The sequence below is a fragment of the Enterococcus haemoperoxidus ATCC BAA-382 genome (genome assembly GCF_000407165.1).
Lineage (GTDB): Bacteria > Bacillota > Bacilli > Lactobacillales > Enterococcaceae > Enterococcus_L > Enterococcus_L haemoperoxidus.
This window is the reverse complement of record NZ_KE136480.1, coordinates 816803-838929: the sequence shown is the minus strand read 5'-3', so window position 1 is coordinate 838929 and position 22127 is coordinate 816803. Positions and strand designations below refer to the sequence as shown.

Here is a 22127-nt window from a genome sequence, read left to right as displayed (position 1 = left end):
CTATAACTCTGTGAGTCATATACAACTTTAAGGAATCCCAATAAACGGTAAACTCCCTCTTAGTGCTGTAAAACATAACAAGCTATGAGTTTATGTTGCACTATACCTACTTGATTCTCAGAGTTAAACGTTTTTCCCTCAAGATCAGTCTCCAATTAGCACCCTTAAAAGATAATCGTTCGTTTTTTTATCAAACAAATTCAAGTTTTTCTACAAGTTGACGTTCTTCTGTAAAGAATGAATTCGTATAACAATCAAGTGTCATCTTTGTTGATGAATGTCCTAATAGCGAACTTATTGTGGCGATGTTTCCCCCAGCTTCTAAACAACGGGTTGCAAAAGTATGCCTTAAAGAATGGAAGGAAAATTTTTCTAATCCAATTTTTTTGCGTATTATTTGAAAACGATACGCAATTGTACGTGGTTCTAAAGCTTTATGCTTGTTTGAAATAACATACTCACTAGTTGATACTTTTTTAAGTTCTAATAAATTTTTCCTTAAAGTCTTCGTGATTGGAATTTTACGTTGTGAATTACTACTCTTCGGTGTAACCTCAACGATCTCAGTCTTTCTTCCAGCAGTATCTTCCGTTTGAATTCTAAGCACCGTTCTGTTAACACCTAACGTATTATTTTCAAAATCAATATCTTCCCATTTTAATCCACAAATTTCTCCAATTCTAAGTCCAGTTTGCAAAGCAAGCATGATGGAAAAGAATTTCTGATTTGTATTGATTTCTTTGACTAGTTTGGCTTGGTCTTTAATTGATAAAGCTTGTACTGTTTTTTTCTTTGTTTTTGGAAGCTCTACTCCCATACAAGGATTTTCTGTCAATAAATTCAACGATATTGCCTTACCTAGACAATTTTTTAACACTGAAAATATTGACCGAATGGAGCTTGCCTTTAGTGTTTCATCCATTTTTTCAAGTAAAGAAGTCAGATCTGATTGCTTCAGCTTCTGTAATTTTATTGAACCAATTCTTGATAATACATGGACATCCATTTTATTTTTATAGCTAGCAAATGTGCTGCTTTTTACTTTTGGACGAACAAATGTCTCTAACCAATAATTCGTCCAATCCAATAACTTTCCTTCATAAGGTAGTAGCTTTTTACTATCGTTTGTCTGTTTTTCGTATTTTTTCAAAATAAGTTGATGCTTTACCTCTGAATATTTATATCCATAGATATAACCATAATGAATTCTCCCATTATTTTGTCTACCTTTTATGTATCGGCCTTCCCAACGACCGTCTTTTCTTTTATAGATATTTTCTCCTCTTCTTGCCATAATTAAGATCCTTTCTAAAACTTAATTTTCAATGCTTTAAGAAAATGAATTACTACAAATTTCTAAATAATATATGTTATTTTTTTCAACTAAAAACCACTTATTTGAAACCGATGCAAATAATTCTTTTTTCATTTTACTTCCAATCAAAACCAACTATGATCATACAATACGTTTACTTTTCTTAACCAATTATGCATTATTATTTTTTTTACTTAGTTTCAAATTTTCCAGAAAAAAAGAAAATTTTTGGAAGTATAATGTCACTTTTTTTGTTATAGAAATACTATTTGTATAATATAAAAGAGAAAAAGAAAGAGGTCTCGTACATCTGAAACTGTTCTAGTCTCTAGTACACCACCCCTTTTTCAATTCAGTCCGTCGATTATCATGCTTCCTTTACTAAAGTACTATTGCTTAATCTTAAAGAACTGCTCAAAAAATCTTTTAGTGCAGCATAGCCTTCCATTTTAATCAGTATTTCTTGTGAGCAAAACACCCAATAATTAAAAATTGTAGGACCAACAGCAACCTTTTCGACAGTTTCCATAAACTGACCTAATTCTTTAATCAGCTTTCTACAGCTTAACTTGCCAGCAATAATAATTTCTTCTCTTCCTTCAAGTTCCAATAACATCCATAAATAATCTATAAATTCTACTTTCGCTTTTAAGATCAAGAATTGCTTTATTGGTACCATGCGTTTTTTTTTTAATTCTTTGTTTTCTGTAAAACACGTTAGCACTTCCAACTCAAGGTTAGAAACATATTCTTTAAAATCATTTTTTTTAATCGGTTCTCTTCTATTTATATTTTTTAAGGGAAAATAGTTTGATGTCCAATTCTTTATTTTTAAAGTTGATTTTAGTTGTTTTGATCGATCAAGAGTGTACTTACGTATGTGCGATTGTTCTTTCCTCACGCTTTTTTTTTGCTTTATTTTCGTAGTTCCTAGTTCTTTTTTTGGGGAATCACTTGAAACTTCTTTTATGCTTTGTTCAGCTTGACCCATTTGTTCTTTAATCGTTTGGCTGACTTTTGTAAGCTCTGTTTTCAGTAACTCACCAGAATCTAAAACAATTGTTTCATTTTTTGTAAGTCTCTCTTCTAAACCATCCATCTTCTTAGTTAGCTGGTCAAACACTTCATAGATCTCTTTTTCTTTTCGTTTATACTCAGCTTCTTTCTCTTGCTTGATTAAGGTATCATATGATTCAATCAATTCTTTGGCATGCTCTTTTAATTTACGTAAATGCTTTACCTGAGCTTCTTCATAAAAACCTATGGTGAACGTTAATACAATATACGCAGCCGACGTAAAAATATTGATTTTTTTTATAAGTAATTCATTATTTTTTTCAGTCCATGTCTCATATATCTTTTTTGCAATTTCTTCTAGTTCCATCAATGATTGAACATCTTTTTTAAAAATCAATTTACATGATAAGTATGCTTCATGCGGTGTAGCTAAGTGTTTGTTGAGCAACTCTACACCTAAAAGTCTTGGATTAACTTTTTGATGGAGTATATATTTTTTAATTATTCTTTTTCCCTGTTTTTGAGAATTTTGTTCTACTTCATTCATAATTCTCCAACTCCTAAAATCTCTATACTATAAATTCACTTTCTGTGATTTAAAAATACCGATCAATAAACTTTATTATCAAAAACCGTAATGACCAACTGTACATATTTTTAGTAGATAGGAAACACACTAACTTTTCTATGCAAATATTTTTAATAGAGCTCCGAATTCTTTTCTAATACGAGGATCTTATCAAATTTCTCTACACTTAAATTTTTTAAGTCAGAGAACGAAAATCTTATAAAATCCACTTTATGCACAATTCTGTTTAGAATTACGAATCAATTTACAAGATTGTGGATAGTTCCATAACCTTTCTTCTATTTCTAAAAAAAGGGAAAATCCCCTCTATGTGTTTGCTGTCATTTTATTTTTCTAAGTGATTCTGATCTGTAGGACGTTTTTTCTTTGCTCCTTCAATTTTGTTTCTCTTACGTTTTCTGTTTCGTTGCGTATTTTTACTGTCTCGGTCGCGTTTTTGCTTTCTGTAATGCAATGCTTCTTCATAGCGCTTTTCTTTACGCTTTCTTGAAATCAGTAAAAACAAAAGGAGTATTAACAAAAATACAAATGTAATCATGCAAATAATTGTGTAAAACATTATATGTTCTTTAGTTGATTTAATCGTAGACGTTCCTACTTTTTTATCTTCAGCTTCTATGATTTCAAGCTCTTTATCCCATTTCCATTCCTGATTTGTTGCTTTAGATTTAGCTGTCAACGCAATGTGATATTTTCCGGCTAGAAATCCCTGTTGCTCCCCATCAAGTATAAAAGTAAAGCTCGAATTAGGTGCCATCCGATAGCCAGTTACTTTCGTTTGAGAATATATTTCATCTGAGTTTTCTTTGTATGCTTTGCCTACAAATTCAATATCTTCTAAGTTAACTGCTTGTTCATTTTGAATAACTGCTTTGATAATATTTTTTTTCGACTCTTTTGAAAAACCAACATCCAATAAGTTCAATTTTGCTGCAACAGGTGCGTCTGTTTCGGTTAGTTTTACCGCTACGATATATGTCTTTTTATGCTGCTTATCTTTACTTTTAGAATCGCGTGCTTCGTTATTTTTTTCTGATGAAACAACTTTGATTCCACCTAATATCATTCCATCAAACTGATTCTTAGGCATTTTTAAATGAATCATTGTTTTTACTGTTTTTTTAGCTGGAATAATTAGCTCTGACTCAGCCGTAGCAATGTCTTTTAAAGAGACTTTTAGACTTTTTTCTCTTGGGACGATTTTTGATCGATCAGAATAATCTATATCTCCACTGTCATTTGTTGTAGCATCATTGATTTGTAGAGTAACTTTTTTTTCTTTATCAGAAGTATTGACTAATTCCAATTCTAAATCTTGTTCCTGATCTGGTGTCACTCTCAGATCGTAATAGGTTGCTTCAGAATTATGCTGGTTCTTCGGTAAAATTGGATTTACTGAAATAGCCCAAGCAATTTCCGATTTACCAACGATCAGTATCAGTGATAAAAGAAAAAATCCTATCATTACAATAACCTGGTGCAATAGTTTTCGTTTATTAATCATTGAATTTTAAACTCCTTGCATAGTAAAATCATATGTATATATTAAAAAAAGAATCAAGTATAGTAACTTTGAAAACCAAATGAACAATAGCTAAAAATGAGTATTTTCAAACTATTGCTCTCTTTTCCCAGTACTTCAATTGATTTTCTTTTTAATATACAGGTAGTTATTTTCCTTATATCATTGATTATTTTGCCACTTTAACAATGTTCTATTTTCGATATCGCTTGTAAGCAGTTCAATCATTATGTAATAGCGGACGGGAAAAGCCGACTATTCCCAATCCTTTTTATTTTTCAAGCAAAGAGCTATTTCAATCGACCTCGATTGACTCCTCGCTTAACACAATCTGTTCAAGTAAATAATTTTCTCCTTGTATAAGATCAAAATAAGCTGCTTTATTCAGTATACTGTCATAATCCATTTTCATGATTCGGACATGGGGCTGACGAAACCAAGATTTTTTCTTAATCTTTACTCTTGATTCAATTAACTTACACTCATCTAAAATCAAATAAATTTCGTTTGTAGAAACTGCATCTTTAAAGCTTCTTACTTGTTCTCTTTCATAAGTCAATTGATTATCAGAAATCGTCATCTTTTCTGATTTTGTAACTAACTCTTTATTCATTAGCCAAGATTGCTCTAAAAACTTAGCCTTTTGTAGTAGTTGAGAATATTCTCTCAAATCAACTTTTAGTATATGATCCCAGTTCTCATTGTCATCATCGCTGGTTTTACTCAGTTCCTTCATGGCCCGAGATAGATTTTGCCTTTCCATTTGATCGATTACAACTTCTAATTTTTTATTTGCAAGCCGCATTCTTTCTTTTGCATATCTTTCTCTACTGACAGCTTCTTCCATTTTCAGTAAATAATTTTCATTATCATCACTATATTCTACAACCTCAGTTTTTTCTATTGGAGCAGAAGTCGCTGCCTTAAATGGTTTGATAAACTTAGCTACCAGCCTTTCGATCTCGTAAATGAACGATTCTAACAAATCATCACTATCACCCAGTAACTGCTGATCTAATGACTGCAGTAAATTGACCATGAAAGGAAATCCAGTATCTCTATAAGCAATAGGAACAAAATCTATATAGTAAACAACTCGATTATCTTCTTTCTCTTTAGAACCACCTATCCAAGCGATTTGGGGAAAGGTATGAATCAATTCATCCAATAAAGCAGACCAATCAAGATCTACAAAATCTAAGGTAATCTCCACATGTTTAAAAAAAGAAATTATGGTATGAAATTCTTCAAAATATTCTTCTACTTCTTTTTGAGGATAAGGGATTTGTTTATTTTTTTTTTGAAAAATCTCTTCGCATATATAACAGATATCCCGCAACATATCGTCATCAAAAAGACGTTCACCTACAGCTGGAGAAGCGGCTTGATAGATGTCAACCATGATATTTTGATAAACCACTTCTTAATCCCCTTTCCTTAATCCAATGACTGATCAGCTAGTCGGCTAGATTTACTCAATAAATCTTCCATTAACACACTTGTTTCACTTTGCAAACGAAGTATACGTGTATGATAATTTGCCGCTTCCTGATTGATCATTTTTAACTCAATTGAGGCTTCTGAAACTGCTTTTTTAGTTTCATGTCTGGCAGCTTCTACTGTACGATCTGCTTCAATCGTCGCACGTTCAATAATTTGCTGCGCTTTTTCTTTAGCTTCCATCAAAACTTCTGCAATTTGATTTTTCATTAAGTCTTGTTGGCGTAGTTGCTTTTCAGTCTCTGCGCTCTTATTGCGCTCTTCTAGTAACTGCTCGTCTAACTGAACTCTCAGTTCTTCTAAATTCCGCACTTGCTCTTCGAGCGAAATAATTCTTTCTTTTGACTTAGAAGAGCTTGTCAAACGCATGGTCAGTTGATCAATTTCTTGTTGCTTATTCTCAACTTCTGCCTTCAATCGTTCAGCCATTGTTTTTTGACGTTGCATTTCTTTTTGAAATTGTTGATTTTCATTATTCAAATGTTCAATTACAGCTGCTTGTTCTTGTTGTAATTCGTTCTCTTGTTTTCTCATAATGTTTTCCGAACGCTCTCTTTTAGTTGAAGTTTCTGGGCGGCTTTTTTTAGGGGGCTCATACTCCTCTTCTTCGAATTCATCGTCATCATATTCATCGTACTCGTCGTATTCATCATACTCATCATAGTACTCCTCGTAATCATCATCATAGTTCTTTTTTTTTTTGTTTTTTTTGTTAAATATTGCCAAATTTCCCGCTCCCTTTCTGATTTTTCCTTTTAGTTATACGCTACCTACCAGTAGTTCTCTTGTTTTTTCATTATTTTGTTCATCTAATTCCACAAACTCTTGATTCAGATAGTAACCTATGCCTTTTTTATTTAAAATAAATGGTTCAAAAATTGACGTTTTATCCATTATCTTTTGTTTGATACGATTAATCAGATTACTCAACAGTGCTTGTTTATTTTTTTGCTTGGCATTTGTCCAAATTGCTTCACATAATGCTTGACTTGAAAACACTCGTTGGTCAGATTCAATAAAATGTTCCAATACCTGATGTTCTTTTTTAGTTAATGGAATCAACCAATTGTCAATGATTAATGTACGATCTTTTAATTGAAATGAATATTGTTTTTTTACTTTAGCTATGTTTGAATGGGATAATGGATTTTGAGAAGCTCCTTCATTGTTTATAGAAGAATTCATCGCTCTTTCTTGGCCACCGTTACCTTGACTATTCACTGATTCCTCAAAAATAGACGCTAATTTACTTGCTAAATCAGTGACAGATATTGGATAGCGAACAAAACTCACATTTCCATTGTTCGAATACTTAGACTTGTTGACCTGTTCTGCCTCAAACGTTAAAACAACGATCGGCTTATTCAGTAATGCTAAATTATCTAAAAACGATTCTTTCAATCCACTGTACATTGATTGTTGATAAATAATAAGATCAAAATTTTGCAGAAAATAAAACTCTTTGTCTTTCGGCTGAGTTAAGATATCTTTTGAAACCATTATTTCGTAATCCATATTCAACAAACTATTTTGCAATAATCCATTTGCACTTAATGTGTCGGTCAATATAATTATTTTTTTCCTCATAATAGAAAATCCTCCTCTTAATTTTTTATACATAGTAATTCCAACCATTTATATTCGATAAAATTCCTTTGAAATAGATGTCAGTGATACATATTTTTTAAAACATGTACTACATAAAACTGTAAATATTAGATAATAGGAATTTCCTATTCTTATATAAAATAAGAAAAATGAACTTAAAATGTTTGTTTATTAGCATTCTAAATAAAGTAGTGACGGTTAGATGACGGTGAATCAAACTTAAATACATAATTTAATATTCAAAAAAAAGATGATTTTAGCAAAATAAATGAATCAAAGCGGTTGCTCTTTTCGACGAGCTTTAACAAAAGTATGATCACATCAAGTATTTTGTTGAAGTCTTTTTAGCTAAAAATAGCAGGTGTGTTAAGAGTAAAAATAGAATTATTTTAATTTAGTTACACTTTTAAAGAGACAGACTTAGATTTTTAACTCAGGATACAGATACACTTGGAGACTATATTAACGAATCGTTCGTTGTTGCGTATATATCTAACGTGATTTATTTGACGGTTCATTTGACGGCGTATAAGAATAAGTAAATATAGTCCAAATTACTATTTATTATTAACCACAGTAAAGCTATTGTATTTCGATATAAAATTTATATAATAATATAGCTGTTTATCAACATTTTATTTTTAAATATCTAATATACTTTCTCTCGTACGCTGTAATATACATAAATTAATATATTATACTTTGCTTATTACTCATTGACATGTCCAAATTATTTATTGTATACTTGATGTATAGGTATTTAACAATAAGTATCTATTTAACACTATTCAGATAGTTTAATTTAAACAATTATAGATTTTTCTTATTTTATATAAGAATAAGAAAAATAGATTTAATTTATACATATATCATTTTTATAAAAAACAAATTTAGGTAAATAACATTTTCTTTATTACTACCTGTAGTTCAACGATAAAAAAAGAGTAGGCTCCAAAACTAATGTTTAGTTTTGGAGCCTACTCTTTTTTTATCGAATGAATTATGCTTCATCAAAATGAATCTCTAAAATATCTAAAATTCTAGCTAAATCTGATTGTGAAAGGTACTCAATCTCAATTTTCCCTTTGCCTTCTTTTTCTTGGATTGCAACAGTCGTACCGAATTTATCCATTAAGCGATCTTCGCTTTCACGAATATAATATGGCTTATCTTTGATTGCTTTCTTTTCTTTCTTCGGTGCTTTTTTTCCTTGGTTTTCATTGAAGTCATTCACGATTTGTTCTAACTGACGAACAGTTAAATTCTCTTCTACCACTCGTTTAGCCAATGTTAAAATCAAGTCTTTATCTTTTAAACCAAGTAATGTTCTTGCTTGCCCCATTGATAAGATTTCGCCTTGCACCATTTCTTTAACTTGAGTTGGCAATGTTAGTAAACGTAAGTAGTTGGCAATGTATGGGCGGCTTTTGCCTAGACGTTCTGCAACTTCTACTTGTGTTAGCTTCAAATTTTTCATCAACATGTCATAAGCTTCAGCTTCTTCCAGCGGATTCAAATCTTCCCGCTGTAGATTTTCTAAAACTGCGACCTGCATCATTGCTTCTTCATCAAATTCACGGACAATCGCTGGAATCGTTTCTTTATCTGCTAATTTTGAAGCACGAAAACGTCTTTCACCTGCAATGATTTCGTAGCCTTTGACAGCCGATTTTCTAACGATGATCGGTTGAAAAACACCTGATTGTTGAATCGAGTTTGCCAATTCTTGAAGTGATGCCTCATCAAATGTTTTTCTTGGCTGATATGGATTCGGACGAAGTTCATTTAAAGGAATTTCAAGTACTTCTTCTTTTTGAACATCTACATCTTCCAAACTAGCAAAATCTTGAAACAATGCATCAATACCTCTACCTAAACCTTTTCCTTTACTCATTATCCAACACTTCCTTTGCTAGTGCTTGGTACACTTCGGCACCACGTGAACGGGGATCATAATCAATAATCGACAAACCATGACTTGGCGCTTCAGACAAACGAACGTTTCTAGGAATGATCGTATCATACACTTTCTCACGGAAATATTTGCGAACTTCTTCTACGACTTCAGCACCTAAATTCGTGCGGGCATCGTACATCGTTAGCAAGACTCCTTCGATACGTAATTCAGGATTAAAATGCTTTTGAACTAAACGAATAGTATTTAATAATTGGCTCAAGCCTTCCAAAGCATAGTATTCGCATTGTACGGGAATCAAGATCGAATCACTCGCTGTAAAGGCATTGATCGTTAAGTGTCCTAATGAAGGTGGACAATCAATCAAAACAAAATCATAGATATCATTTATTTCTTCTATAGCAGCTTTTAAGCGAGATTCTCTGGCCATCATCGAAGTCAATTCAATTTCTGCTCCAGCAAGCTGGATCGTCGCTGGAACAATATCTAAATTCTCTCTAGAAGTTTGTTGAATCACATTTTTGATTGGTTCTTCATTTACTAATACATCATAAACATCTGTTGCAACATCTGGTTTACGTACGCCGATACCACTTGTTGCGTTTCCTTGTGCATCAATATCGATCAGCAACACTTTTTTGCCGTAATAGGCAAGGCAAGCACCTAGATTCACAGTAGTCGTTGTCTTACCAACGCCACCTTTTTGATTCGCTACAGAAATTATTCGTGCCATTTGTGTCCCTCCATCTTATTTGATTGGCTGTTTATTTGGTAATCCAGGTTTTCTCGGGTATTTTTTAGGTGTTTCCTTCTTTTTTTGAATCACAACGATATGTCGCTCGTCTTCTGTGATTGGTAATTCAAATGAAACTTCTTTTTGAAATTTACCACCTAAAATAGCAATTGCCGGTTTAGCTTCAATAATTTCTTCTTCACTTTTGGCAGCTTTTAAAGCTAAGAAAAATCCATCTTTCTTTACTAAAGGTAGACATAACTCGCTCAAAACATTTAAACGAGCAACTGCACGAGCTGTAACGTAATCAAATACAGCACGAAACTCTTCTTTTTGACCAAACGTTTCCGCACGATCATGATGTAAAGAAACATCTTCCAACTTCAACTCATTGACTAATTCAGTTAAAAACGTGATTCGTTTATTTAAAGAATCAACGATCGTTACTTGCAATGTTGGAAAAACGATTTTTAACGGAATACTAGGGAATCCAGCTCCTGCACCTACATCACAAATTGATTTATTGGTTGAAAAATCTTCAAAGAATGCCAACGAAATAGAATCATAGAAATGTTTTAGGTACACCTCTTTTTTTTCTGTGATCGCAGTTAGGTTCATTTTTTCATTCCACTCAACGAGCAATTCAAAATAACGGGCAAATTGTTCCATTTGATGATCCGATAAATGGATCTCTTTTTGGCTTAATAGTTGTTTAAATTCTTCTGGTGTCATATGTTTCCTTCCTTGCGTGAAACAGAAAATGTTTCACAGTTGTCTTTTCTTACTTTAACGCAAATAGAGATTTCTTGCAATGTTTTTAGTAAGATTTATAGCAGTTGTAATAAAATGTTTCTTTCTATAGTATTGTTGAAAAAAATCCCTCTCTTATTTCTTGTAGTAAAAAGAAAAACAGCTAGTTTAAAACCCAAAAAGAGTCTTAAACTAGCTGCTTCATTTTATACATTATTTAGTCTCCGCCAGCCGTCATTTTAATTTTTTGATTGTAGATTGGTTCTCGGTTGATCAGATCATCGATTGTACCAATTTTAACTCCTTTAGAATAATATCCATCTAAGATACCTAATTTTTGGAAAATAGTTTGCTTATAGGCAATTTCTGCATTCCATTCCACCGTATCCAAAATTGCTAAAGCTGAATGGATTGCTTCCATTCCCGTTTCTCCACCTGTTGTGATCAATACACCGTGACTGTCTAATAAGAATTCATGCGGTAATGTTTTTCTCTCCATCGTTTTAATGTGATTACTGACAATTTCTGCTAGTTCTTCCGAACAATTCGGTTCAAATTCCAGCACTTCTATATATTCTACTTTCTGAGTTGCTTCTGTTAAATTGGGCATATCCAAACCGCTAGTCGCCCAAAACATACTGTTTGGCGCATGGGCATGCAATACAGACTTGATTAAGGGATTGGCATCATAGACAGCTTCATGCATATTGATCTCCCTGGTCAAGCCGCCTTCTCCTGCAATAACGTTCCTCGTATGAGGTTCTACCACTAAAATCTGCGAAGGCGAAACATGCCCTAGATATGCTTGTGACATCATGGTAGGAGTCATGATAATATATTCCTTCCCCTTTTCATCCGTTGTTTTGAATGAAAAATTCCCTCCTGCAACGTTAGTGTTTTTACGCTCAAAAATCAGTTGTACAATTTTCGCCATATCTTCTCTTTCACGTTCAAATAAAATTCTTCCATCTGCCATGATTTATTACAGCTCCTTCTTCTTTTTTAATAATTTACCTGTTTGGATCGCTTCTTTGGCCGCATTTTGCACTACTTTATACTCTTCATATTTTTGTTTTTTTCTGTCATCGTTTTCTTTAAAAAGCACTGCATTTCCGTTTTTATAAATGAAAAGAGAAAGGAGCATGACTAGTAAATACAATGGGACGATATTGATCGATAGCGCCAATATAAAAAGGAAACTATCTAAAAATAGTAGCGTCATCCATTTTCCTTTTTGGTTCATTTTATCCAGTCCTTTCAAGGCTTTAATCAATTTTCCACTTCATCATAACGTGCACTTGGAACAGGCTCTTTTGCCATATACTTATATAACCAGACAAACATTGCGATAAAGATAATGAATCCAACAATTGCCATACTATTCAAATTAGCTGCTTCAGCAAATAAAATTCTAAATTCTGGACCTTCAATGGATGACCAAGTAATACTTCCGCCCTTTAAATCGACTGCGCCAGTTTTTTTGGCTAAACCAGTTAAGACTGGTGCAAGATACGTTGCGCCATACAAATAAAGCGGCGTATAGATAATCCCTAACGTAATCATGCGATATAAGTTTCCGCCAGTCAGTAACAGTCCTCCAACTGCAATCGAATAGTTGATAATTCCAGCAAGTGGCAATACTTGATTGCCCGGTAAAATCATAGCATATCCAATGAACACCGGGACTAAGATGATCGCCGTCACCCAGATTTCAGAGCGTCCAGCTAAAATTGGCCAATCTAATCCTATATAGACTTCACGATCCTTAAACCGTTTTTTCATCATCTCTGACATCGCATCAGCCAAAGGAGAGAGTGATTGCATAAACATCTTACTAATCATTGGAAACAAGGCCATTGCTGTAGCAACTTGAATCCCTAAGTTCAGCGAACCAGAAATACCATATGCCGCGCCGAAACCAAGTAGCATACCAATAATAAATCCCATCACACTATTTTCTGAAAAAATTCCGATTTTCGCTTTTAATGCTGATGTATCTGCCTTTTTATTAAAGAATGGAATTTTATCCATCACAATATTAACTGGCAACATCAATACCGCAGAAATGTTCATTAAATGTGTTACAGTTACCAACGGAATACCTGTTAAATCCTGAATATGGCGTTGGAACATATCTCCCATTTTCAACTCTAAAACCACTTGAACAACTGCTGCGATAAAACCAGCAACGAGCGATCCACTGATAAAATAAACTAAATAAGCAGTCAACGCTTTGCCCCAGACATTCCACATATCAACGTTCAGTGTTTTCGTTAAGTTCAATAACAGCATAATAAAATTAACACCTAAAACGACCGCGAAAAAAACAAATGCATAAGACCAAGACCAGGTAATACTCGCTGCACCTGTCCAACCTAAATCAAGTGCTGGTAAACTGATTCCTGTATTTTTAGCCATCGCAACAGATGCTGGACTGACCGCATCAGACATAAACCCGATTACCATACTCATTCCAGTAAATGCAACCCCTAGCGTAATCGCCGACATAAAGGCTTTTTTCAATGGCATACGAGCTATTACGCCAATAATCAGGATAATCAAAGGAACAAAAATTGCTGAACCAAGATTTAATATATAATCAATCACAGATTGAAAAATTCCCATCTCTTTTACCTACCTATCTATTTGTTTTTTTGGTATGATTAGTTTGTATTATTATTTAAGTGGAGTTCGGATTCGTCATAATCTGAGCTCCCGTTTTTATTTTCTCGTATCGTTAACGATTCCTTCATAAATTTCGTCAACACCCATGCCAGTCAAAAATGGAACCCCTGCATATACAGTAACCCCTAAATTTTCAGCTTCTTGCAATACTTCATCATCGGGTTTAGCAATATAAACATAAATACTAGCAGTTGGTAACTCTTGTAAAATCGACTTATAGTCGACAGCTTCTACTGGGTAATCAATATGATCTGTATCAAATTTACTTTTGATTTTTTCTGCTACCGTAGTACTTGTTGCTACACCACTACCACATGCTACAATTAATTTTCTAGCCATTTTTAACTTCCTCCCATTGTTTCATAAATAAGTTGAATAACTCTTCATTTTCTGTTGTCGCATTTAACGTTGACACAAATGCTTCATTTTGGAATAAGACCATTAATTCCTGCAATAAGCCTACTTGTTTTGAGGGTTCTTTGATTCCTAAGAAAAACAAATCTCTCACCTCCATTTCTTGATTGTCCCCCATTTGTTTGACCTTGATTGGCTTTGTTGTTCTAGCGACATATATGAAAGGCCTTTCAATATATTCCGTATCAGAATGAGGTAATGCAATATTAAGATATTCAGTGATCAATCCTGTTGGAAAATTTTTTTCCCTAGACTTAATCCCTTCCAAATATCCATTTTTCACATAACCAGCCGCTTGCAACCGCTTTGCAACCAGTTCAAATAATTCTTCTTCGTTACGAACTTCTACATCTAAATCGATTAAGTCCGGTTGGAACATCTCCTTCATCACTTTACTTCCTCCTCTATCCCTTTTAAATATTTAAACTTTTTGTGTTCAACTTTGTGAATGTATGTTAAACTTTGTTTATACAAAAAGAATACATCTTGTACAAAGGTTTGTCAACGCTTTCTTTCGATTGTTTTTTGTTCGTTTTACGTATAAAATATAAGAGATGAACATTTTCGAACAAAAAGGAGAACTTTTATGCTAAAAAGAGAGCGACATGCACATATTTTAGAATTATTGGAAAAAAGTACGTTTATGACTGTGTCCGATATAGCAAAAGAACTACAAGTTTCTGAAATGACGATTCGTAGAGATATTAATGAACTAAGCGATTCTAATCAACTCGTTCGTTTATATGGTGGTGCACAAAAAATTGATCGAAAAGACAAAGAGCTAGCCACTCATGAAAAAATCAATCTACATATCGAGCAAAAAGAATATATTGGAAAAATCATGAACTCTTTGATCCAAGATCACCAAGTTGTTTTTGTTGGTGCAGGAACGACCATTCTATATGCACTGCCTTTTATCAAAAAACAAAATTTAATGATCGTTACAAATAGTTTGTTGGCGTTCAACTATATTATTGAGCACACTGACTATCGGATCTTGTTAACGGGGGGGGATTTTACACCGATCACAGAAGAATTTATTGGAGAGCACGCGGAGCAAACATTCGAAACGATCAATATCGATATTGCCTTTGCTGCAACGAATGGTATTTACAACAATAACGTAACGACCTCAAATTATTTAGAAGGTGGCGTTCAGCGCGCTGCTTTTAAAAACGCTAAGAAAAAAATTGTTGTAGCAGACAGCACAAAATTCAATGTTAGCGATGTCTATACTTTTTATAAGCTTTCAGATTTAGACTATGTGATCACCGATGATAAAATCGACGAGCAAACATTCAATTTTTATCAATCTTATGGCAATTTATTAAACAAAAAAAGTTAACTGGGTTTGATCTACTCTTTTCAGGAACCCAGATTAACTAGGGATCTGAAAGAGAGGAAATAACCATGATTTTAACAGTAACACTTAATCCATCAATGGATTCTATCTATTTTACAGAGACATTTGTTTTAGGAGAAATGAACCGTTGTAGTAACCCTGTCAAAGCTGTGGGTGGAAAAGGCATCAATGCAGGAAGAACTGCTGCAATTTTAGGTGCAGACGTAATAGCAATGGGGGTTTTGGCTGGAACAAATGGAAAATCGATTCAAACCGCACTTGATCAAGAACCATTTAAAACCGCCTTCCTCTCAATCAATGGTGAATCTAGAAATGCGGTCACGGTTATGGACCAAGAGAAAAACCAAACTGAAATTGTAGAGTTAGGTCCTGAAATAACAGAAGAAACAGCTCAAAAAATTGTAGCGACTGTGATTGATTTTTCATCTCAGCAAAAAGAACTACCGATTATTGCGTTATGTGGATCTGCAAACACCAAAAATGAGCGACTGTACCAGAATTATTTGTACCAACTAAATCATCAACTTGGATCGGAAATAAAAGTATTAACTGACCTTTCTGGAAAACAACTGCAACATGTCCTTAAAGGTACAATCAAGCCTTATTTTATCAAACCAAATATCCATGAGTTTTCAGAGTTATTGGATATTCCTATCCATGGTAAAAATGACGTGATCGAACATCTAAATCATCCATTGTTGAAGGGTATTCCGTTTATTTTAGTTTCTTGTGGTGGAGATGGTGCAGTGGCTAAATATAACGAGCGGATCTTTGATGTTATCATACCTACACTCGACATCATCAATCCAACGGGATCCGGGGACGCAACAGTTGGCGGTATTGCATTTGCTTTAGATCTAGGTCTTTCTATAGAAGAAACATTGCGTTATGGGATGGCTTGTGGAATAAGTAATGCCCTTGAAAAAGCTGTAGGATATGTATCCGTTGAAACGGTGGCAGCTTTGAAAGATAACATCATTTTACAAGAAACAGAACAAATGTTTCACGTGTAACAATACATGTTTAAAATAAAATAAGGAACCACTCTCCTATCTGAAGAGTAGTTCCTTATTTTTAATAATGATTAAACACGACGAAATGCTTGGTCTTTCGCCAAATAAAACGGTCGTAAATACCCAACTGTGTTAGACAATGGAATAATATCTTCACTTAGATCAATATTCAATACTTCTTTGATATAATTTTTTCTTATGGTTATTCGTTGCCATAGCTCTGGATAATTCTCTTTGATTTCTTTTTGTAAATTCGTATCAGCCAAAGCCACACACTCCTCGGCACTTACTCCTGTATAGCCCGTTACAGATGGAATAATATCGATTTGTAAAATCATACCACTCTTTAATCTCTCTTCTGACTCAGCGTAGATTGGGGAAGACATCCATTCTTCGTCTGATACTAAATGTCCAGGATTTAAATGCCAATGATACTCTGCTTTAGGAAAAACAGTCTCGATTGCTTGATAAAGTTCCTTTCCAGCCATGCCAATTTTTATCGTTTCCAGCCATGTTACAACAGCTTGATAGTATGGTTTCGCGACTCTCTCTAAGTAATCATGCTGATTTACTGGAAGTTGTGTCTCATTTTCTATCACAAAACCTGTACGGCTAGATAGACCACCTTTGAATGCAGTCGTTAAAGATAATGGATCGCCTAATTTCACTTGTTTATGCGTCGGATACACATTACCATATTCAAAACGCTGTCCAGTTGCGGCAATCGTTACAACGGTATTGGTTTGACCTTCAGCAGTCAATTCATTACCTAGTACAGCCTCAGTTACACCGATTTCAACGGCATCCATTGCATTCAAAATGCAACTAGATGATAAATTAGCACCATATTCATAATGTGCGATCTCATTTGAATTATTCGTCGTGCGTGCACCTTTATCTCCTCGAATAAATAGGTGCGCAGCATTTTTAAGCACCGCTTGCTCATCTTTACTTGTTAATAGTGCTTGAATAATAAAATAAGGAAGATCAAAATAAGTATCGTTGTCTGATTCATTTGTTGTAAACATTTTCCAGCCAACGACCCCGATTTTACTTTTTTTAGATAAATTGATTGTTTCAAAAATATCTTCCAGTCTTGCTTCATTATCCATCGGTTGATTTGGTAATGAAAACAACGGAGAATGGATTAATTGATTTTCGATTCGAGCAACTTTTGCCATTTTTAAGTTTTCATTTCCCAAAATCAATGTACAATCACCATTGACATCTAAAATAAGCAATCCTTCTTCAAAGCGTGGAATAAAACCTGTTAAATACTCAAAATTTCCACCATGCTCTTTATCTGCATAAAGTACTAGTGCATCAAACCCTTCTAATTTCATATTGTCCAATACTTTTTGCTTTCTCTCATCCATAGTTTCATCTGTTAAAAAAGTTGGAGCCACATCCATAAAGATCGTTGGTTTACAAATGTTTGTTAATTGAATTTCCGAATTATTCATTTCATTACTTTCCCTTCAAGTAAGCTAATTTTTATGCTCAACATTCATTCAGTGATTTTTTTTGCTCTCCGTCTGCAGTAAAGTTTGAGATAGACAACCATGATTCCAATTTAGACTTTATTTTGGGCCACTCACTTTCAATGATAGAAAACCACGCAGTATCACGATTGCGCCCTTTATAAACTATAGCGTTCCGAAAAACCCCTTCAAAAGTAAATCCTAAACGCAACGCAGCTTTTCGGGAAGGTTCATTTAACGCATCACACTTCCATTCATAACGTCGATAACCTAACTCATCTAATGCATAACAAGCCAAAAGGTACTGCGCTTCTGTCGCTATTCTGGTTTTCTTTAACTGATCAGAATAAATCACAAAACCAACTTCAACTGTTCCCTGTTCTCTATTTATCCGCATCAAAGCCAAAGTACCTACAGCTTTTTTGCTGGCTTTATCAATAATTGCATAATGAAATGGATCTTGTAAATGGCTGATCGATGTAAGATATACTGAAAAATCCTGCTTATTTTCAAATGATACTATTGGAATGTATGTCCAGTTCTTGGGATTGGTTTCTGGTCCATAGACATTATTGTATAAGTCTTCTAAATGTCTGCTTGGATCTATTTTTTCTAATCGACAATAGGTTCCTTCGAGGATTGTTTTTGTTGGATAATCTCTTGTAGACCAGTTGTTTACTGGGTAACTGATTGGTTGGTTGTATGAATTGTATTGTGTCCCTATTTTCATTTTATTTTCCCCCCATTACTACCTTTAGTGTATCAAAAAAAGACAACTAATTATACATATAGGTTTCCGCAGTTCTAACTTCTTTCCCATGTTTATTTCAAAGAAGTATGATCAGAACGCGAAAATTTAATAGTCAGTCCTTTAACTAAACTATTTATTGCTTCTACCAACACAGAGGGGAAAAATAAAAAGAGCAGACAATACTCAGATTTTCTCTGCCGTTTGTCCACTCTTTTTACTCATAATTCCAATTAACGCTTCTCTGAAAACAACGCTTGCGCAATCCCTGGTACGCCACACGGATCACCATAGTTCTTATGTGTTTGAATCACTGTATATTTTTTCCCTTGATACGTAACTTCTTCCCCTTGATAATACTGGATAGGCTTCGTATCCGTCCCAATCTTAAACTCAAGTGTATCTATAAATCGACCAAGATAATCCACATTCGCGTCAAATACTCCTGTCACACCTGAAAATTCCACTTGTGAACTCCATTGCCATGCAGCTGTATCGGAATGCAATAAATTTTCATTCGACGGTGTTTTCGGCCACTCAGCAACCCAACTATTTTCTTTTCCTAAAACTGGAAACTCTAACCAATTATTCGTAAACCAGCTTGCCATACTATAATGAATCACGTTCTTGAATCCGCGCTTATTTAATTGATTTTTAAAAGCAGTTGATGTGATCGTTACGTCTGCCGGGATCATTTCCCCTTCTTCTGCATCATTGACCATTATTGTATCAGGATTCAACCCAAGTTCTTCTGCAAAATCCGCAAAGTAATTGGCTTCCTCAACAGCCTTTTGCTCATCTACAAACCAAGAATAATGATACGTTGAAACAGTTAACCCTGCTTTTTTTGCATTTTCGATTTGAATCTTCGCAAAAGGATTTTTATAAGTTGTGTACTCTGTCAATTTTACGACGACACCTTTAACACCTTGTGTATTCATTTTTTTATATGAATCTACAGATATTTCACCATTCCAAGAAGAGATATCGATAAAGTCCGCTCTCGGAAGAGATTCCTGCGTGTAAGGTAGCGAAACTTGTCTCTTTTTTCTAGTAGATTCCGCTTTTTTTAAATTATTTCCCATAACATGATTATTTGATTCATTGATTCTTACATCTTGAGCAGATGCTTGCACACCCATAGAAAATAAAGCTGCACTGCCTAAACAGACGAATAATACATTTAATAACGTTTTTTTCAAAATAATTACCACGCTTTCTTTCATTTTATTGTATATCATTTTAACTTCACCTTTACAATAACACGTTTTTATAAATCTTTTAGCTCAGAATAGTAGCTTTTTTGTATTTTTTTGAATTAACATAAAATAACAACCGTTACTGAAAAATGCCCTTTTCCTCTGGCCAAAGGAAAAAGACACGCTTTTCATTTTATATTTAACGGTACTCCCGTTCATGTTTCAATAACCATTTTTTCCGCTCAATACCGCCACCATATCCACCTAAACTACCATCTGACTGGATCACACGATGACACGGAATAATGATTGCCAACTGATTCGCACCATTAGCATTCCCAACCGCTCGCATTCCATTAGGATTTCCAATTACAGCTGCCAATTCTTTATACGAAGAAGTTTCACCACGTTCGATTTTCGTCAAAGCCTGCCACACACTTTTCTGAAAATCAGAACCTAGACACAAATAAGGTGTCTGAAATTTACCCAGCTTCTTTTCAAAATACAAACCTAATTCCTCTTTGATTTGGTTATTGATTTTTGTTTTTCCCGGAACGATTGAAGCATTCATTCGATTACGTAGCCGCTCGATTTCTCTTTCCAAGCCGCGTCGATCAACAAATTCCAGTAAATATAAATATTCATCGTCCGCAATACTCATCATTGGTCCAAGAATCGTATCGATCCAATCAGCAGATAAGCTCTTGATGTCTTTTGAATGTTTAGGATTTCTACCCATAATTTTTGAAAAAGCGTCATAGAATCCACTGGAAGAATCATAGCCCATATCCAATTGCGTATCGATCCGTTTTTCACCATTTTTGATTGATTTCAAAGCCATTCCCATTCTTCTTGAACGTGCATATTGAACAAATGTCATGCCATAAACCTTCTTAAATTGTCTTCTAGCCGTTATCGAGTGAATGCCCAACTCTGCAAAATCTTTATCTTTCCATCGTTTTTCTGGATTTTTTTCTACTAATTCGATTATTTGCTGAACCAAAGGCGGGATTTCTCTTGGGTAGGATAATGGTTTACAACGTTTGCAGGGTCTGTAGCCAGATAAAAGTGCATCTTCTGCCGTTTCATAAAATGTACAGTTTTCGTACTTCGGTTTTCTTGCAGGACATGTTGCATGGCAGAAAACGCCTGTCGATTTGATGCCAACAAAGAAAATACCGTCATATGAAGAATCTTTCGCCAACAGCGCTTGATAATACTGTTTTTGTTCTTTTTCACTGATCATTGGGCATTCCCCTCTCTACTTTATTTTGAATAATTCAATAAGATTTTGTTTCTCATGTTGAACAATCTCTGCCAGTAACGACGTATAAAATGTATCTAAGTCACTATTTTCATGTTCACTATAAAGCATATAAATCGACGGACCAAAGCTGATTCTTGAAATTCCTATATTTAGATATTCTGCAACTGAATCTTCTTTAACATCCAGCATAATGTTGATCGGTAAACTCGTTTCACCTGTGATTTTCTCGATATGTTCTTTATTTTTTAAGCCTGGTACAAAAATACCATCGATTCCTGTTTTTTCATAGGCTTTGATTCGCGTGATCGTTTGGTTTAGTACTTGTTCATCTTGATTATTATTAGCAATATCTCCAATAAAATACTTATCGGTTCTCACATTGATAAACAAATCTTTTTTCATGAAGTTGAGTTTTTGTTTGATGCAAAGCAACCGCTCACTTTGCTCTTCTATAGAATAAAGTGTCTCTGTATTTGATTTTCTATCTTCAATATTGATCCCGATAACACCGCTGTTTATGAGCGCTTCAGTATTCTTTTCCAGATCTGTTAAATTTTCGGCATATCCTGATTCAATATCTGCTGTGATGTAATTATTCCCCGTATCCATGTGTTGAATATAGCAAAGTATCTCATCAAAAGGCATATTTTCACCATCTTGATAACCATAATGATCAGACATTGCGTAACTGCCCGTTGGAATCAAGTTGATTTTTTTCTTTGTCAGTTCATTTGCGCTTGCTACATTCCAGATATTTAGTAGAACCAGTGGTTTGTCTCTTTTGTGTGCATTTCTAAATTGAGCTATTTTATTTTCGTTCATTGATCGCCCATCCCTTCATTTTGTCTCTTTAGTTTACTGCGGATTAAAAGAAGGTTCTTTCGAAAAATGAACATCAATTTTTTATTTTGGGAATAGCAGGAATTAAGACTTCTTTGATAGCAAAAAAAGACCCACTCTTTGGGGAAGAGTGGGAAAAGGAGTTAAAAAATGAAAAAGTGTTTTGTT

At 34.1% G+C, this 22127-nt stretch carries 21 protein-coding genes; 2 read left to right on the top strand and 19 right to left on the bottom strand.

From position 1 onward, the window contains the following. Window positions 1-190: 190 nt before the first annotated feature. From I583_RS14505 to I583_RS14440, 14 genes are all read right to left on the bottom strand, one after another. Entirely contained in the window at window positions 191-1294 is a 1104-nt protein-coding gene (locus I583_RS14505; RefSeq protein WP_010762173.1) for a tyrosine-type recombinase/integrase, read from the bottom strand. A gap of 388 nt (window positions 1295-1682) precedes the next feature. After that, window positions 1683-2879, bottom strand: a complete 1197-nt coding sequence (locus I583_RS14500) for a hypothetical protein (RefSeq protein WP_010762172.1) — start codon at window positions 2877-2879, stop codon at window positions 1683-1685. A 367-nt stretch (window positions 2880-3246) separates the two neighbouring features. Then, window positions 3247-4425 carry a WxLIP family cell surface protein gene (locus tag I583_RS14495; protein WP_010762171.1) on the bottom strand — a complete coding sequence of 393 codons (1179 nt, stop codon included), beginning with the start codon at window positions 4423-4425 and terminating at the stop codon, window positions 3247-3249. A gap of 313 nt (window positions 4426-4738) precedes the next feature. Next, a complete protein-coding gene (locus I583_RS14490) occupies window positions 4739-5863 on the bottom strand; it encodes a hypothetical protein (RefSeq protein WP_010762170.1) in 1125 nt (374 codons plus the stop codon). A 17-nt stretch (window positions 5864-5880) separates the two neighbouring features. Continuing rightward, on the bottom strand, window positions 5881-6669 hold the full coding sequence (locus I583_RS14485) for a coiled-coil domain-containing protein (RefSeq protein WP_010762169.1): 789 nt from the start codon (window positions 6667-6669) through the stop codon (window positions 5881-5883). A gap of 33 nt (window positions 6670-6702) precedes the next feature. After that, window positions 6703-7530 carry a helix-turn-helix domain-containing protein gene (locus tag I583_RS14480; protein ID WP_010762168.1) on the bottom strand — a complete coding sequence of 276 codons (828 nt, stop codon included), beginning with the start codon at window positions 7528-7530 and terminating at the stop codon, window positions 6703-6705. A gap of 1021 nt (window positions 7531-8551) precedes the next feature. Further along, window positions 8552-9445 carry a ParB/RepB/Spo0J family partition protein gene (locus I583_RS14475; RefSeq protein ID WP_010762167.1) on the bottom strand — a complete coding sequence of 298 codons (894 nt, stop codon included), beginning with the start codon at window positions 9443-9445 and terminating at the stop codon, window positions 8552-8554. Beyond that, a complete protein-coding gene (locus tag I583_RS14470; RefSeq protein WP_010762166.1) occupies window positions 9438-10199 on the bottom strand; it encodes a ParA family protein in 762 nt (253 codons plus the stop codon). The genes I583_RS14475 and I583_RS14470 overlap by 8 nt, the downstream gene beginning before the upstream one ends. A 15-nt stretch (window positions 10200-10214) precedes the next feature. Next, window positions 10215-10931 carry a 16S rRNA (guanine(527)-N(7))-methyltransferase RsmG gene (gene rsmG / locus I583_RS14465; protein ID WP_010762165.1) on the bottom strand — a complete coding sequence of 239 codons (717 nt, stop codon included), beginning with the start codon at window positions 10929-10931 and terminating at the stop codon, window positions 10215-10217. Window positions 10932-11166: 235 nt separating this feature from the next. Next, window positions 11167-11925 (bottom strand): class II aldolase/adducin family protein, encoded by a 759-nt coding sequence (locus I583_RS14460; protein ID WP_010762164.1) that lies wholly within the window; start codon window positions 11923-11925, stop codon window positions 11167-11169. A gap of 6 nt (window positions 11926-11931) precedes the next feature. Next, window positions 11932-12192 carry a hypothetical protein gene (locus tag I583_RS14455; RefSeq protein ID WP_010762163.1) on the bottom strand — a complete coding sequence of 87 codons (261 nt, stop codon included), beginning with the start codon at window positions 12190-12192 and terminating at the stop codon, window positions 11932-11934. Between the two features lie 26 nt (window positions 12193-12218). Then, on the bottom strand, window positions 12219-13574 hold the full coding sequence (locus I583_RS14450; protein WP_010762162.1) for a PTS galactitol transporter subunit IIC: 1356 nt from the start codon (window positions 13572-13574) through the stop codon (window positions 12219-12221). 96 nt (window positions 13575-13670) lie between these two features. Continuing rightward, on the bottom strand, window positions 13671-13973 hold the full coding sequence (locus I583_RS14445; RefSeq protein ID WP_010762161.1) for a PTS sugar transporter subunit IIB: 303 nt from the start codon (window positions 13971-13973) through the stop codon (window positions 13671-13673). Then, window positions 13966-14436: a PTS sugar transporter subunit IIA gene (locus I583_RS14440; protein ID WP_010762160.1), complete on the bottom strand. Its 471-nt coding sequence runs from the start codon at window positions 14434-14436 to the stop codon at window positions 13966-13968. The genes I583_RS14445 and I583_RS14440 overlap by 8 nt, the downstream gene beginning before the upstream one ends. Before the next feature lie 198 nt (window positions 14437-14634). Here I583_RS14440 and I583_RS14435 point away from each other — a divergent pair, with 198 nt between their 5' ends. Together I583_RS14435 and I583_RS14430 are read left to right on the top strand one after the other, a co-directional pair. Next, on the top strand, window positions 14635-15393 hold the full coding sequence (locus I583_RS14435; RefSeq protein WP_010762159.1) for a DeoR/GlpR family DNA-binding transcription regulator: 759 nt from the start codon (window positions 14635-14637) through the stop codon (window positions 15391-15393). A 65-nt stretch (window positions 15394-15458) separates the two neighbouring features. Beyond that, the gene (locus tag I583_RS14430) at window positions 15459-16424 is read left to right on the top strand and encodes a 1-phosphofructokinase family hexose kinase (protein ID WP_010762158.1); all 966 of its coding nucleotides are present in this window, start codon (window positions 15459-15461) and stop codon (window positions 16422-16424) included. Between the two features lie 71 nt (window positions 16425-16495). On the opposite strand, the gene I583_RS14425 is transcribed toward I583_RS14430, so the two are convergent. The 5 genes from I583_RS14425 to I583_RS14405 form a co-directional block, all read right to left on the bottom strand. Beyond that, window positions 16496-17887, bottom strand: a complete 1392-nt coding sequence (locus tag I583_RS14425; protein ID WP_010762157.1) for a M24 family metallopeptidase — start codon at window positions 17885-17887, stop codon at window positions 16496-16498. A 37-nt stretch (window positions 17888-17924) separates the two neighbouring features. Next, on the bottom strand, window positions 17925-18635 hold the full coding sequence (locus tag I583_RS14420) for a GNAT family N-acetyltransferase (protein ID WP_010762156.1): 711 nt from the start codon (window positions 18633-18635) through the stop codon (window positions 17925-17927). A 251-nt stretch (window positions 18636-18886) separates the two neighbouring features. After that, window positions 18887-19894 (bottom strand): GH25 family lysozyme, encoded by a 1008-nt coding sequence (locus I583_RS14415; protein ID WP_010762155.1) that lies wholly within the window; start codon window positions 19892-19894, stop codon window positions 18887-18889. A 157-nt stretch (window positions 19895-20051) separates the two neighbouring features. Further along, window positions 20052-21098: a bifunctional transcriptional activator/DNA repair enzyme AdaA gene (locus tag I583_RS14410; protein WP_010762154.1), complete on the bottom strand. Its 1047-nt coding sequence runs from the start codon at window positions 21096-21098 to the stop codon at window positions 20052-20054. 15 nt (window positions 21099-21113) lie between these two features. After that, the gene (locus tag I583_RS14405; RefSeq protein ID WP_010762153.1) at window positions 21114-21941 is read right to left on the bottom strand and encodes an isocitrate lyase/PEP mutase family protein; all 828 of its coding nucleotides are present in this window, start codon (window positions 21939-21941) and stop codon (window positions 21114-21116) included. Window positions 21942-22127 lie beyond the last annotated feature (186 nt).